This is a genomic window from Pantoea anthophila, from assembly GCF_006494375.1.
Lineage (GTDB): Bacteria > Pseudomonadota > Gammaproteobacteria > Enterobacterales > Enterobacteriaceae > Pantoea > Pantoea anthophila.
The window spans coordinates 44,259-57,335 of sequence record NZ_VHIZ01000037.1; the positions used below are offsets into that span (position 1 = coordinate 44,259).

Annotated in this window: 16 protein-coding genes; 14 read left to right on the forward strand and 2 right to left on the reverse strand. The window is 55.8% G+C overall.

Going from position 1 to position 13,077, the window contains the following annotated elements:
- Positions 1–15: 15 nt before the first annotated feature.
- Entirely contained in the window at positions 16–735 is a 720-nt protein-coding gene (locus FJW00_RS07365; protein WP_140923386.1) for an aspartate/glutamate racemase family protein, read from the reverse strand.
- A gap of 246 nt (positions 736–981) precedes the next feature.
- Here FJW00_RS07365 and FJW00_RS07370 point away from each other — a divergent pair, with 246 nt between their 5' ends.
- The 8 genes from FJW00_RS07370 to FJW00_RS07405 all read left to right on the forward strand — a co-directional run bounded on the left by FJW00_RS07370 (position 982) and on the right by FJW00_RS07405 (position 7,848).
- A complete protein-coding gene (locus FJW00_RS07370; RefSeq protein ID WP_046102728.1) occupies positions 982–1,941 on the forward strand; it encodes a LysR family transcriptional regulator in 960 nt (319 codons plus the stop codon).
- Positions 1,942–2,287: 346 nt separating this feature from the next.
- Positions 2,288–3,742: an NAD(P)-binding domain-containing protein gene (locus FJW00_RS07375; RefSeq protein WP_140923387.1), complete on the forward strand. Its 1,455-nt coding sequence runs from the start codon at positions 2,288–2,290 to the stop codon at positions 3,740–3,742.
- Positions 3,739–4,221 (forward strand): CMD domain-containing protein, encoded by a 483-nt coding sequence (locus FJW00_RS07380; protein WP_009092880.1) that lies wholly within the window; start codon positions 3,739–3,741, stop codon positions 4,219–4,221. Before FJW00_RS07375 ends, FJW00_RS07380 begins: the two co-directional genes overlap by 4 nt.
- Positions 4,218–4,784: a peroxidase-related enzyme gene (locus FJW00_RS07385; RefSeq protein ID WP_140029120.1), complete on the forward strand. Its 567-nt coding sequence runs from the start codon at positions 4,218–4,220 to the stop codon at positions 4,782–4,784. The genes FJW00_RS07380 and FJW00_RS07385 overlap by 4 nt, the downstream gene beginning before the upstream one ends.
- Before the next feature lie 12 nt (positions 4,785–4,796).
- A complete protein-coding gene (locus FJW00_RS07390) occupies positions 4,797–5,534 on the forward strand; it encodes an amino acid ABC transporter ATP-binding protein (RefSeq protein ID WP_009092882.1) in 738 nt (245 codons plus the stop codon).
- Positions 5,535–5,554: 20 nt separating this feature from the next.
- On the forward strand, positions 5,555–6,370 hold the full coding sequence (locus tag FJW00_RS07395; RefSeq protein WP_058957115.1) for a transporter substrate-binding domain-containing protein: 816 nt from the start codon (positions 5,555–5,557) through the stop codon (positions 6,368–6,370).
- Between the two features lie 79 nt (positions 6,371–6,449).
- The gene (locus FJW00_RS07400; protein WP_009092884.1) at positions 6,450–7,139 is read left to right on the forward strand and encodes an amino acid ABC transporter permease; all 690 of its coding nucleotides are present in this window, start codon (positions 6,450–6,452) and stop codon (positions 7,137–7,139) included.
- Between the two features lie 16 nt (positions 7,140–7,155).
- Positions 7,156–7,848, forward strand: coding sequence for an amino acid ABC transporter permease (locus FJW00_RS07405; RefSeq protein WP_140923388.1), 693 nt, complete (start codon positions 7,156–7,158; stop codon positions 7,846–7,848).
- 98 nt (positions 7,849–7,946) lie between these two features.
- On the opposite strand, the gene FJW00_RS07410 is transcribed toward FJW00_RS07405, so the two are convergent.
- The gene (locus FJW00_RS07410; RefSeq protein ID WP_140923389.1) at positions 7,947–8,150 is read right to left on the reverse strand and encodes a hypothetical protein; all 204 of its coding nucleotides are present in this window, start codon (positions 8,148–8,150) and stop codon (positions 7,947–7,949) included.
- A gap of 135 nt (positions 8,151–8,285) precedes the next feature.
- On the opposite strand from FJW00_RS07410, the gene FJW00_RS07415 reads away from it, so the two are divergent.
- From FJW00_RS07415 to FJW00_RS07440, 6 genes are all read left to right on the forward strand, one after another.
- Positions 8,286–8,978, forward strand: coding sequence for an SOS response-associated peptidase family protein (locus FJW00_RS07415; protein ID WP_140029123.1), 693 nt, complete (start codon positions 8,286–8,288; stop codon positions 8,976–8,978).
- 599 nt (positions 8,979–9,577) lie between these two features.
- On the forward strand, positions 9,578–9,763 hold the full coding sequence (locus FJW00_RS07420) for a con-10 family general stress protein (protein WP_072215481.1): 186 nt from the start codon (positions 9,578–9,580) through the stop codon (positions 9,761–9,763).
- Between the two features lie 93 nt (positions 9,764–9,856).
- Positions 9,857–10,426 (forward strand): DUF4142 domain-containing protein, encoded by a 570-nt coding sequence (locus FJW00_RS07425; protein WP_140923390.1) that lies wholly within the window; start codon positions 9,857–9,859, stop codon positions 10,424–10,426.
- 312 nt (positions 10,427–10,738) lie between these two features.
- Entirely contained in the window at positions 10,739–11,782 is a 1,044-nt protein-coding gene (locus FJW00_RS07430) for a catalase family peroxidase (protein WP_140923391.1), read from the forward strand.
- Complete coding sequence (locus FJW00_RS07435) at positions 11,782–12,363, forward strand: cytochrome b (protein ID WP_140923392.1); 582 nt, start codon at positions 11,782–11,784, stop codon at positions 12,361–12,363. Before FJW00_RS07430 ends, FJW00_RS07435 begins: the two co-directional genes overlap by 1 nt.
- A 54-nt stretch (positions 12,364–12,417) precedes the next feature.
- Positions 12,418–13,008 carry a TetR/AcrR family transcriptional regulator gene (locus FJW00_RS07440; RefSeq protein ID WP_140923393.1) on the forward strand — a complete coding sequence of 197 codons (591 nt, stop codon included), beginning with the start codon at positions 12,418–12,420 and terminating at the stop codon, positions 13,006–13,008.
- Positions 13,009–13,077 lie beyond the last annotated feature (69 nt).

Genomic DNA, 13,077 nt, shown 5'->3' on the forward strand with positions numbered 1-13,077 from the left:
AGAATGCCGTGGCGATCACCACGGCATTGGATTGTAACCACTTAGCAGCCTGAAGGTCTGGATAGTTGCCCTGGACAGCGTTGCTGCAGTATCGGCAATGGTAAAGCGGTAAGAGTGATCCTTTATCAGGGGGCTGAGATCGGTACAGGCAATCAGAAGGGCCTCTGCCTCAAGCCTTTCCACTTCAGCGACTAACGTCTTCCATCCTGCCTGCACCTCAGCATCGTGGAAGCCTTTTGCTTTCACTTGCCCGATTAAAGCTGTGGTCATTTCACGAAGCCGCTGTGAATCAATCATCTCGCGGCCAGACGCTTTTATGCGTGCCTGATAGAAACCGGCTTCGAGGGTAGGTTCTGTCGCCAGTACTGCGATTCTGCTGGCTTCTGCGGGTAGCGACGCCAGGGCACTCTCTGCAATATGAAGAAGGGGAATATCTCCACAGGCCTTTTTCATTTCGGCGAAATAGCAGTGTGCAAGATTACAGGGAACGGCTATCAGGCTGACTCTGGCCTTAACAAGGTCGGCAATGCCCTCCTGCAGGGCGGTAACCATAGCGTGATCGTCAATGTCCCTGCCGGGCCAGAACGGGGTCGGCAAAGAGATGATATGCATTTTAGGAAAATCCAGATCATATTTTGCACCATAGCCCAGCTGGCACTCTGTCACCAGCATATCAATGAACGGGGCCGTAGAACGGGGTCCCATACCTGCAAGTACACCTATAGAAATCGTCACACCAGCGTCTCCTTTCCTTAATTCTCTTTCCGGATACCCGGACCTTCCTGAGTAATCAGCATCATTGAAGGGTGACATTTCCGTGATCTCTTTACCAGCGTTCACACGCAGCAGGGTGATGGCGGATGACGGACTGCGCTGCCCCGCAGATTGCTCGTGGTGGCTAATTCAGCCCACTCTCTCTATGATGACTTTTTCCCGACTCTCTGTCGGGAACGATCAACGACTCAGGGAAGTATCCTCGCGATGACCATGTTAAATGACCTCGATCTGCGCCAGCTGGAAGCCTTCTCGGCGGTAATTTCTGCGGGCAGCGTCACGGCGGCAGCCAAAGCACTGAACCGCTCGCAGCCCGCTGTTTCCCGTCTGATTCAGGAGCTGGAGCAGTCGCTGGGCTACCCCCTGTTTATCCGCAACGGCCCACGCATTCATCCCTCTGAAGAGGCGTTACAGCTGCATCAGTATGTGCAAAAAGCGCTGCTCTCTTTGCAGCAGATCCGCTTACGCGCCCAGGAGATCGCGCATCAGCAGCATCGCCCGCTCAGTATTGCCGCGACCCCTGCGCTGGCGGCCGGGTTACTACCGCAGGCGCTGGCCGCACTGAACCTGCAGAACAAAGTCCAGATCATCAGTGAATCTGCCGTCCAGACGGCGCACGCGGTGATCACGGCAGAGGCTGACATCGGTTTATGCAGTCTGCCGCTGGAACATCACGCGGTTGAGCTGCACTGGATTGGACAGTCGCAGTGCGTCGTGGCCCTGCCGGAAGAGGATGAGCTGGCGGCGAACCGGGAGCTTTCGCTGAGCCAGCTGGCAGGCCGCCGGCTGATCGCTCCCTTCAGCCCGCAGCGCTTACGCGGACGCTATGAAAAAGCGCTGAAAAAGGTCAGAGCCCCGCTGCTGGAAACCATTGAAACCAACTCCTCGGCCAATATCCTGGGCTGCGTGCGGGCTGGATTAGGTGTGGCGATCCTCGAACCGGTAACGGGCTGGGGCATGCCGCTGGCCGGTGTGGCAATCCGCCCGATTCAGGAAGATATTCCATACTTCTTTGGCGTCATCACCCCGCAGGGCCGCCAGATTTCCAGTGCGGCCCAGGCGCTGGTGGAGGCGCTGGCCGATGCTGCCGCACACCTGTTGCCGGGGTTTGAACGTCTGACAGCCAGTGAACATCCCCGCATCATGCGTATTATCAACCAGAATTAACACCCCCTCTCCCGGTCACCCGGCAGGGTGACCTCTCGTCCTGCCAAAATTAACAGATACCCGTCAGGGTTAGCCGGGCGCAGGCTTCTGAATAATCCCTGTAATTTCAATACTTATAACTTATACGGCATAAGATATAAGAAATCCATTGGTCAATGGGTGAGCGTGCTTCTTGACTCCGATTTGGGGCAAGAGGAATATGCGAAAGCTGAGTTCTTACTATGCGTTATGATGATTCTTATCCGCTTACTATGTGTTTTTAAGATAATAAAAAGCAGGGTCATCGGCGCGTTTTAATCGTTTTCGCCCGCTATCCGGCGATCGCTGACACCAGGGAAATCTTTATATGACGTATGCCGCCAAAGGCCTTGCCGCGCTTGAAGCTCAGCTGCAGCAGGATCTGGAATGTCTGGAACTGCCCGCCAAATCCTGGGTGCCGGAGCGCACCTGGCAGGGGGCGCCGGTTCGCGATGTCGTGGTCATCGGTGCCGGTATGTGCGGTCTGGCTGCGCTCGCTAAATTACAGCTCACCGGCATCAGCAATGTGGTGGCGTATGACGCCGCACCGGCAGGGCGGGAAGGCCCCTGGGTGACCTTTGCACGCATGGAAACCCTGCGCTCGCCGAAAACGCTGCAGGGCCCGGCACTGGGTCTTGCACCGCTGACCTTCCGCGCATGGTTTACGGCGCAGTGGGGCAAGGAAGCCTGGCAGGCGCTGGATAAAATCCCTAAAGCGCAGTGGATGGATTATCTGATCTGGTATCGCAGGGTGCTGAATCTGCCGGTGCAGAACAACGTGCGGGTCTGCACTATCGCACAGGCCGGAGATGTCATTGCGCTGGATCTGGACGGCGCCGAAACCGGCCGTGTTTACACACGTCGTCTGGTGCTGGCTACCGGACGTTCAGGACTGGGCGGGTTTGCCGTTCCGGATTTCCTGCAGGGTATTGATCGCCGGTTCTGGGCACACTCCGCCGATGAGATCGATTTTGCGGCGTTACAGGGCAAACGCGTGGCGGTGATTGGAGCAGGCGCGTCGTCGATGGATAACGCCGCCACCGCACTGGAGCAGGGTGCCGCAGCGGTCGATCTGCTGATCCGGCGCAAGGCGATGCCGCGTATCAACAAGATGACCGGCATCGGCAGCCAGGGGGTGATACACGGCATGCACTCTCTGCCAGATGCGTGGAAATGGAAGTTTGTCGACTACACCGCCGCGACACAAACGCCGCCGCCGCGCGCGTCAACCCTGCGCGTCTCCCGCCATGACAATGCGCGTTTCTTTCTCGACTGTGCTATTAACGCCGTCAGGCAGGAAGCAGAGGGCCTGGTGATTGAAACCACCCAGGGCGCACTGCGCTACGACTTCCTGATCGCCGCCACCGGTTTCACCAACGATTTCAACGGCCGGCCTGAGTTTGCTGCCATCGCGCCGCATATCCGCAGCTGGGCCGACGGCCGTTATCAGCCAGAGATGGGGCCAGCACGTCAGAACCTGCTGGACGCGCCGGATCTGGGGCCTTCCTTTGAGTTTCGCGAAGTGACGCCGGGGGCCTGCCCGATGCTGGCACACATCCACTGCTTTAACGATGCCGCGATGCTGACGCACGGCAAAGTCTCCGGCGATATTCCGGCCGTGAGTGCGGGGGCCGATCGTCTGGTGCGCGGCATAACGGCCTCGCTGTTTGCCGAGGATGTCGAACAGCACTTCGCCAGTTTACAGGCTTATGACACCCCTGAATTGCAGGGCGATGAATGGGTGGATTCAACCCCGCAACTAAAACAGGAGAACGCGTTGTGATCGACGTTATTGATCAGGCAGCCGGATTAACCCCCGATGAGGCGTTGTATCAGACGCGCCGCCTGCGCCCCGAATTTGTTGAGGGTGCAGAAGCGTGCCGTCTGTCCGTGCTGGCGCCCGAAGATGAACAGGGTTTACCGGCGGATCTGCGTCTGGCGCTGGCCCAGCGCATGGCACACCAGAACGACGATGCCGCGCTGCAACGGGATTACCAGGCTCAGCTGGCGGCGTTAAATCCGTCTGACGTGCTGCTGACCCTGGCCGCGGGCGGTGGGGTGAGTGAAGAGCCGCTGGCAACGATTGTGCGCCATGCCGATCTGGTGACGCAGCAACCCATTCAGGCGACCGAACAGCATATCCGGCTGCTTGAGCAGGCCGGGTTAAGCAATCCGCAAATCGTCGCGCTCTCGGAACTGATCGCCTTTGTTAACTTCCAGACGCGCGTCGCGGCTGGCTTACGCCTGATGAGGTCCGCATGATTCCGTCAGTTAACCTCAAACCACTGCACTGGCATCCCTATATCACGCCGGTCGAGGTTGAACAGGCGACACCGGCACAGCTTGATGCGATGAAGGTGACGCCCTCCAACAAGAAAATCTCAGAGTACGTGCGCACGCTGGTGCACGATCCCGAAAGTTACACCGCCCGCACCGGCCTGTTCAACGCCATTATGTATGTTGAAGGGGGACTGGACCGCGCGGATCGAGAGCTGGGCGCGCTCGGTGCATCCATCGTCAACGGTTGTCGCTACTGTGCGGTGGTGCATGCGCGCCGTCATGCCCAGCTGGCCGGGAATGACGCGGTGGTCAGTGCGGTCTACTTCGACAGGGCCGATGTATTAGGTGAACGCGACGCGGCGATCTATCACTTTGCCCGTCGTTTATCGGTCACGCCCTCTGAGGCGACGCCGGACGATGTGGCCGCTCTGCGCGCTGTCGGCATGAACGATCAGGAGATCCTCGATCTCATCCACGCCATCGCCATCTTTGGCTGGGCCAACCGTCTGATGCATGTGCTCGGCCATGCTGACCTGAACAAATAAGGGCTGCACCGGATGTTAGAACTCAACAATATTACGCTCGCTTACGGCAGCAACCCGATTCTTAAAGGCGTCGACCTGTCGGTCAAACGTGGCGATGTGGTGTCGATCATCGGGCCAAGCGGCACCGGGAAAACCACGCTGCTGCGCTGCATCAACTATCTGGCGAAGCCCTCCGCGGGGACGATTCAGCTCGATCAGATCCGCATGGATTATCAGTCACCCGACAAAGCGGCGATTCAGGCGATCCGTCTGCGTACCGCCATGGTGTTTCAGCAGTTTAACGTCTTCAAGAATATGACGGTGCTGGAGAACGTGATGGACCCGTTGATCGTCATCCAGCGTAAAACCCGACAGCAGGCGCGCGACATCGCTGTGCAGGAGCTGGAGCGCGTAGGCCTGGGGGCGAAGCACCATCACTATCCGTCACAGCTGTCTGGCGGGCAGTTACAGCGTACCGGTATCGCCCGGGCGCTGGCAGTCCGTCCAGACGTGATGCTGTTTGATGAACCGACCTCATCGCTCGATCCCGAGCTGGTGGGGGAAGTACTTAAAGTGATCAAAGATGTGGCGTCATCCGGCATTACCTCGCTGCTGGTGACGCACGAAATGCAGTTTGCGAAGAGCATTTCAAACCGCATCGTGTTTATGGATCAGGGTGTGGTGGCTGCGCAGGGGACGCCAGCAGAGATGTTTGATAACCCCACGCTGCCGCGCCTTGCCCAGTTCCTCAACTCAGAAAAAGTATTCTAATAAACACAGGAGTCAGAGACATGCCTGCAATCAAAACCACATTACGTCGCCTAGCCGCGCCTGGCATCATCGCACTGGCCCTGATCAGCGGTAACAGCTTTGCGGATGCCGTTCGCACCATTAAGATCGCTACCGCAGCAGAGTCCAAACCCCTGTCATGGGGCGCAATCGGCCATGAGCCACAGGGCTACGAGCCGGACGTGCTGAGAGCGATCAACGCGAAACTGCCGCAGTATAAATTTGTGATGGAAGGCGCGGCGGATATCGCCCAGGAAACCGGTCTGGTGACCGGCAAATATGACATGGCGACGGGCGGATATTATAAAGCGCCTGCCCGCAGTAAACAGTTCCTGATCCCGGATGCACCGATCGGTGCCAGCCTGATGAAGATCTACAGTCGCAGCGACAGCAACATTAACGGCATGAAAGATCTGGTCGGTAAGAATATCGTGCCGGTGACCGCAGGCGGCGGCGTCTATAAGTTTGTCACCCAGTGGCAGCAGGATAACCCGAACGACAAAATCACCATCAAAGCGTCCAGCGCGGGTGTGCCTTACCCGGATCGCCTGAAAGAGGTGCAGAACGGGAAATATGACGCGCTGATCCTGCCGTCAAATCTGGGTGAGCAGACGGTCATCGACAACCAGAAGCTGGCGATCAAAGCCAGTGAGCCGGTGGTGATTAACAACACCTATGTGCTGATCCACCGCTCCGCTGAGAACCAGGCGCTGAGTGATGACATCGCTCAATCGTTAAAGGCGCTGAAAGCGGATGGCACGCTGGATAAGCTGGCGCAGAAGTGGTTTGGCGAAGACGTGACGAAGTACATGAAGTAACAGATTCACTGCGCCCGGTGTCAGATCGGGCGCAGGCTGTCCTTTTTAGCAGGAGTGTTTCACCGTGAATCTATCCTCCATGATCCCAGAACTGCTGTCGGCGCTGCCTCTGACGCTCGGCATCATGTTTGTGGCGATGATTATCGGGTTCTTTCTGGCGCTTATCGCCACGTTTTTCCGCGTGCGCCGTCTTCCCGTGATCAGCCAGCTGGCCGATCTCTATGTCTCTTACGCGCGCAGCGTGCCCGTGGTGCTGCAGCTTTTTGTCGCCTTCTACGGCATGCCACTGATTACCGATAACTTCGGTTTTCGCGACTTTTTCACCGCCAACGTGGCGGCGATGATCGGCCTGAGCCTCTATCACGGAGGTTACCTGTCGGAAGTGATGCGCCCGGCCTATCTTGCGGTTGAGCGTGGTCAGCACGATGCCACCGACAGCCTGGGCTACAGCTTCCGCCAGAAAATGCTGCGTGTCATCGGCCCGCAGGCGGTGCACTTTGCGCTGCCGGGCTACGGCAATGCCATTATCTATCTGATTCATAACGTGGCGCTGGTGATGTACATCGGTGCAGCTGATGTGATGGCGACCGCACACCTGATTATGGAGCGCGATTACAACCAGTATCAGTTCGGCACCTATCTGGTGCTGGCCGTGCTCTATTCACTGCTGTGCGGTGTGGCGTGGCTGGTTATCCGCTTCTTCGAACAACGTCATGCGAAGTACAGCGCTAAGTCTGCACCGCGCGTGAAGTTCACCACCAGCGTCTGAGCAGGGGAGAAAAACTATGTTTGATGCTGAGGTGTTACTGCCGGACTTCTGGAGCATTCTGGATGCGGTGCCGGTAACGCTGCTGATGGCAGTGACGATATTCATCTGTTCGACGCTGCTGGGCGGACTGTTTGCCTTTATTGAGCATCAGCGCATCCCGGTGCTGCGGCAGCTGGTCATCGCCTACAAAATTGCCTTCAAAGGTGTGCCGATGGTGGTGGTGATTTTCCTCGCCTACTACGGTCTGCCCCCGGCGCTCCACTTTGTCGCCACGCTGTCCGGAATAGCGGTTAATGCTCACTCGCTGCCGAACTGGGTCATCATCATTGTGGCGCTCAGTGCCTGCGTAGCGGCGTTCCAGGCTGAAGTGTGGAAAGGCGCGCTGAATTCGTTCGACAGCGGTCAGTCGGATGCCGCCTTATCGCTCGGCTACAGCGGCGGACAGCTGTTCCGTCGGGTGATGTTTCCACAGATCATCGTGGCAGCAATCCCCGACCTGGCAAATGCATTTATGGTGATCATGAAAGCCCTGTCGCTGGCGTTTGCCATCGAAGTGGTGGATATTTTTGCTCAGGCCCAGTTAACGGCAGCCCTGAACTTCTACTATCTCGAAGCCTTCCTGATTGCGGCAGCGTTCTACATGGTGATTGCCTATGTGGTCACGAAAATTGCCGACAGGATTGAGGCCGCACTGCGCGTGCGCACCTGATGGTTATTGCGTTGTCATTAAGGGCCGCCCGGTGTGGCATATGCCGGGCGGCCAGGATCGGTTAAACGCAGGTTCGCCGATTTTGATCAAATGGGGCACTACGCAGGCCGGACCCTGGCCTTAGTGGGATGTCCATCGCGGTCATCGTCATGCGTGTGATCAGGATCGGGCTCAATCAGCACGATAAAATCCTCTCCTTTTCCGTCGCGCGGCAACGTAATTAAATCGCCTGCGCGGGGTTTCGCTTCAAAGTCATGCTCTTCTTCCACGCCTGTATCTTCAAAAACCACCGTAATTTTCATTTTCGCGTCCTCTTTCTGATGAGCTGCGTCGTGACCTCAGTATTCGCTGACGCTGACCAGAATAAGAGTAGCGCATCCTGAAAATAGCCTGAGCGGCCTGCCCGTAACACACTATCCTTTGCAGAGGAGGTGACTATGTGTGGACGGTTTGCGCAGTACAACAGCAGAGATGAATACTTTGACGCACTGGGGCTGACGCCCGATGAGGTCATTTACGATCCGGAACCGATAGGGCGCTACAACGTTGCGCCTGGAACAAACGTCCTGCTGCTCAATGAGCGGGAGGAGGAGATCCACTTTGACCCGGTCAACTGGGGTTATGGTCCGGAGTGGTGGCACAAGCAGCCACTCATCAATGCGCGGGGTGAGACGGCTGCCACAGGGCGTATGTTTAAACCTCTCTGGGAGCATGGACGCGCCATTGTTCCGGCAGATGGCTGGTTTGAGTGGAAGCGGGACGGCAAAGCAAAACAGCCCTATTTTATCTGCCACAAAAAGCAGGAGCCGCTGTTCTTTGCTGCGATTGGCAGGGCGCCTTACGGCAGGGATCACGGGCGCGAGGGGTTTGTCATCGTAACGGCCGCGAGCAATCAAGGCATGGTCGATATTCATGACCGTCGCCCGCTGGTTTTGCGTGCCGATGCAGTACGCGAATGGCTGAGTGCAGAAACCACGCCAGAACGTGCGCAGGAGATCGCACGTGACGCAGCCTTACCTGAGACGGCCTTTACCTGGCATCCTGTTACCCGCAAAGTCGGCAACATTCATAATCAGGGTAAATCCCTGATTGAGGCGATTGAACCTGACTCAGTCGGAAACGCAGATTGAATTCATTTCCGGATTGCGTCCCGCGCCGCTGGCACAAATTCAGTAAAATGTAATTTCATCGATTCGGGATTGCTCCTGGCCCTCTGACAGATTGCCGCATTTTAAGGGAAGCGGTACTTTGCTGGCACAGTTCATTTATCTGCGATTCATAACAACTGCTAGCCCGGATTCAGGAAACGTCTAATGAAAATTCCAGCCTGACGTTTTTATCTCGGTCATGATTTTTATTTTTTGCCGCTTACGCTTTATTTCTGAAAAGCAGCCTGTGATTTTCTTCTTTTAGGGCCACTCTTGCTGATTTTATGCGTAGCATCATGCTCGTAAGATTATTTAACATCCTGATCAGTCAGCAGGTTATCTGAGTTATTGACGGGGCTAAGAATCGTCTTAAAAGCTCATGGAAGAAACTATACAGTGAATTTCGGCCCGGTACAGATATCAGGGTGAAGCTATTGCTTATAAAGACTATATATTTATTTTTAATCGAAACGGGAATAATCAGTGCGATTATTTCCTGAAGAAATTAATAATAAAAAGTTGTGTTTAAACACCATTCAAACCACGCTTGTTAAGTCATTAACATTAAAAGTGAGTTGAATATGAACAAGCACAGAGGCGGATCGGGTAATTTCGCAGAAAATCCCCAGCGGGCTTCAGAAGCGGGACGGATTGGCGGAAAAGCCAGTAGTGGGAATTTTAAAAATAACCCTGAACGGGCCGTTGAAGCGGGACGTAAAGGGGGTTCAGTGAGCCGTCGCGGTAAAACGCAGGAAACCCGTGCCTGACTCCGCTATTTCTGCACGGTATTCAGATCTATTTTGTCCGGAACTTTGTGCCGTGCAGAGTTCATTTTCTCCCGCCCTGTTCAGGAGTACACAATGCAATATACAAAATCGGTGAAAGGGCTGCTGGCTGTCTCAGCAGTGGTGACCCTGTTCTCTACTGCCAGCGTGCAGGCTCAGACGCAGACAAACACACCGCAAAGCGGTAATCCCGCCTCCTCCGCATCGAACGGAAAACTCAGCGCCGGCGACCAGAAAGCGGTTAAAGAGATGGCGCAGGCCAATATCAATGAAATTGCCGCCGCAAAAATCGCGCTCAGTAAGTCGCAAAGCGCTGACGTTAAGGCCTTCGCTCAGAAGATGGTTGCCGATCACGGCGCTGCCCTGACCAAAGTGCAGACGGTCGCTCAGCAAAAAGGGGTCGCGTTACCCACTGAGCCGGATGCCACCCATAAGGCGATGGCCCTGGAACTGGAAAAGCAGAGCGGCGGGGCATTTGACAAAATGTATATGGAAAATGCCGGCCTGAAAGACCATAAAATGGTGCTGTCAACGCTGGAAAGTGATGCTAAGACGATAAAAGATCCGGATGTAAAAGCGCTGGCCGACGCGCATACCCCGGTTGTCGGGGAGCATCTGAAATCTGCCCAACAGATGTCGCAGTAACCGGCTCAGGGTTTACTGAGTAAACAGCGTGCCGGGTGGGCAGGGCGTCCGGAAGAGTGGACGCCATTTGTCGCGATGTACCGGCCGGCAAGACGCTGTTTGCAACTCCTGATGCGCCCCATCCAGCTTCCTCTCTAAAGCACAGATGATTAAAAGAAAGACGCAAAGTCGTTTGACACCTCAGCCTACCTACTAGTAGATTCATTGCAGGCCCGGCGCGATTTACGGGTTCATCGTTCTGTCAGAGGCAAAACGTGAAGGATGACGCGCGGATGAGCGTTGACGTTAATTTCTGCAATGTTGAGTGTATTAATGAATAAATCTTCTCTTTCTGACCGTCAGAAATTAGCGCGTCTGGCGATAATCGCTGTCATACCGTTACTGCTGATTGCGCTCTTACTGTGGGCGGGTGGCTGGCTGGACAGGTCGCGGCTGACATCGGATAAGCTGGTCACGGCTTTAGAAAAGTCGGGCGGCAGGCATCCAGGCTTTCGCCGCAATCATGCTAAAGGCGTCTGTATTCTGGGCGACTTTTCGTCAAACGGTAACGCCAGTGCCCTGTCGCGCGCCGCGCTCTTCGCGCCAGGGGTGACGCCTGTGGTGGGTCGTCTGGCAATTGCAGGCGGCAATCCCCATGCGCCTGACTATACGGTGCCGGTGCGCAGCATGGCGCTGGCCTTTTATCAGAAAAATGGTGAACAGTGGCGAACCGGCATGAATGCGATGCCGTTCTTTCCGGTCCAGAGCGTGGAGGGTTTTTACGATCTGCAGGCCGCTACGCTGCCGGATGCCCGAACGGGTAAACCCGATCCCGCTAAAGTTCAGGCTTTTGTGCAGCAGCACCCGGAGATCAAACGCTTTTTTGGCTGGGCAAAGCAGGCAGTGCCTTCTTCCAGCTGGGTAAGCGATCGCTTTAACAGCCTGAACGCCTTTAATTTTATCGATGCCGCAGGCCATTCCCATCTGGTGCGCTGGAGTATGGTGCCGCACGCTGACTATCAGCCGATAGCGGTAAAAGAGAAGGGGGACGCTGACTTCTTACGGAACGATTTGCAGCAGCGACTGGCACAGGGGCCGCAGCATTGGGACCTGATCATCACCGAGGCGGATGCAGGGGATAAAGGCAATGATGCGTCGGTGGCGTGGCCAGAAGACCGCAGGAAAATCACTGCCGGAACCCTCACCATCCATACGATGACGGCTCAGCTGGATGGCGCGTGTAACGACATCAATTACGATCCGCTGATTTTACCGGATGGCATTGCAGCTTCGGATGACCCGCTTCTGAATGCGCGTTCATCTGCGTATGCCAAATCTTATAATGCTCGCACCCACGAACAGGCCGGGGCTCACTGATGAAACAGAAAAACACTTTTCACCCGGCACTGCGCATCATCCACTGGCTGATGGCCGCGGCCATCATGGCAATGCTGTTTATGGGTGTCGCCATGGTCTCCACGGTGTCGTCATGGCACAGCCTGCTGGTGGCCATACATAAACCGCTGGGCCTGATGATTCTGTTGCTGGTGATTGTGCGGCTCTGGCTGCGCTTCACCACCGCTAAACCTGCGCTGCCGGCCACGCTACCGGGCTGGCAGAAGGGGTTAGCGCATCTGTCCCACTGGGCGCTGTATGCCATGATGCTGGCTCAGCCACTCATCGGCTGGGCGATGCAGTCGGCCGCTGGTTATCCCATTACCCTGGGTAACCGGGTGCTGCCGGCCATTTTTCCTGTCAGCAACGACGCCTATGCTCTGCTGCGGCCGCTTCACAGCTGGGTTGCTTTGGCCCTTTTCATGACGGTGATGTTGCATCTTGCCGCTGCCCTGTTCCATGGGTTGATACGCCGTGATGGGGTGTTCAGCAGTATGGCTGGCCTGAGTAAGCGTAAAGGAGGCGCGCCAGGCTCGCTTGACAACCCGCATGGCGGTCAGTAGGTTCAGGGCCGTTTACCGATTTGCCGCTAAATGATCTCAACTGTCGGAGCATGCATGAGTACCGAACGTTCACAGAAAGCCGAAGAAATAATGCACCATACCCGAATGCTGCTCACCTCCGGCGGATATAACAGCTTCAGCTATGCCGATCTGGCTGAACGGGTAAAAATCCGCAAATCCAGTATTCATCACCATTTCCCCGCCAAAGCGGATCTGGTGCAGGCGGTGGTGAGTGATTATCGTCAGCAGGCACAGACAGGCATGTCGGCAATCAGTCAGCACTTCGCCGGAGATGCCCTGGGGGAGATTAACAGCTATGTGAACTTCTGGGCCACCTGCATAAAAGAGAACAACTCGCCTTTCTGTATCTGTGTGATGCTGGCTGTGGAGTTACCGGTTTTACCTGAAGAGGTCGCTCAGGAAGTGACCGGACATTTCAGCGATCTCACGGAATGGCTGACCGCCGTGCTCGACAGGGGAAATAAGAGCCATGTGTTTAACCTGCAGGAAAGTGCAGCAGCAGAAGCGAAATCGGTAATGGCGACGGTACATGGTGCGATTATTGCTGCACGCGCTTTTAATAATCCCGACATATTCCTGCAAATTGTCGAACCGGTAATAAAACGATTACTGAAAAATCACTAAGCGAGTCCGGGTAAACAGCCGCTTTTGCGGCACCTGTTACTATTTTTCAGCTTTCATTTAAATTCAGCG

What these genes read in the sequence shown, in the direction of transcription:
- FJW00_RS07370 (WP_046102728.1), top strand. Translation starts at nt 982, where the DNA reads ATGACCATGTTAAATGACCTCGATCTGCGCCAGCTGGAAGCCTTCTCG.
- FJW00_RS07375 (WP_140923387.1), top strand. Translation starts at nt 2,288, where the DNA reads ATGACGTATGCCGCCAAAGGCCTTGCCGCGCTTGAAGCTCAGCTGCAG.
- FJW00_RS07385 (WP_140029120.1), top strand. Translation starts at nt 4,218, where the DNA reads ATGATTCCGTCAGTTAACCTCAAACCACTGCACTGGCATCCCTATATC.
- FJW00_RS07390 (WP_009092882.1), top strand. Translation starts at nt 4,797, where the DNA reads ATGTTAGAACTCAACAATATTACGCTCGCTTACGGCAGCAACCCGATT.
- FJW00_RS07395 (WP_058957115.1), top strand. Translation starts at nt 5,555, where the DNA reads ATGCCTGCAATCAAAACCACATTACGTCGCCTAGCCGCGCCTGGCATC.
- FJW00_RS07400 (WP_009092884.1), top strand. Translation starts at nt 6,450, where the DNA reads ATGATCCCAGAACTGCTGTCGGCGCTGCCTCTGACGCTCGGCATCATG.
- FJW00_RS07405 (WP_140923388.1), top strand. Translation starts at nt 7,156, where the DNA reads ATGTTTGATGCTGAGGTGTTACTGCCGGACTTCTGGAGCATTCTGGAT.
- FJW00_RS07410 (WP_140923389.1), bottom strand. Translation starts at nt 8,150, where the DNA reads ATGAAAATTACGGTGGTTTTTGAAGATACAGGCGTGGAAGAAGAGCAT.
- FJW00_RS07415 (WP_140029123.1), top strand. Translation starts at nt 8,286, where the DNA reads ATGTGTGGACGGTTTGCGCAGTACAACAGCAGAGATGAATACTTTGAC.
- FJW00_RS07420 (WP_072215481.1), top strand. Translation starts at nt 9,578, where the DNA reads ATGAACAAGCACAGAGGCGGATCGGGTAATTTCGCAGAAAATCCCCAG.
- FJW00_RS07425 (WP_140923390.1), top strand. Translation starts at nt 9,857, where the DNA reads ATGCAATATACAAAATCGGTGAAAGGGCTGCTGGCTGTCTCAGCAGTG.
- FJW00_RS07430 (WP_140923391.1), top strand. Translation starts at nt 10,739, where the DNA reads ATGAATAAATCTTCTCTTTCTGACCGTCAGAAATTAGCGCGTCTGGCG.
- FJW00_RS07435 (WP_140923392.1), top strand. Translation starts at nt 11,782, where the DNA reads ATGAAACAGAAAAACACTTTTCACCCGGCACTGCGCATCATCCACTGG.
- FJW00_RS07440 (WP_140923393.1), top strand. Translation starts at nt 12,418, where the DNA reads ATGAGTACCGAACGTTCACAGAAAGCCGAAGAAATAATGCACCATACC.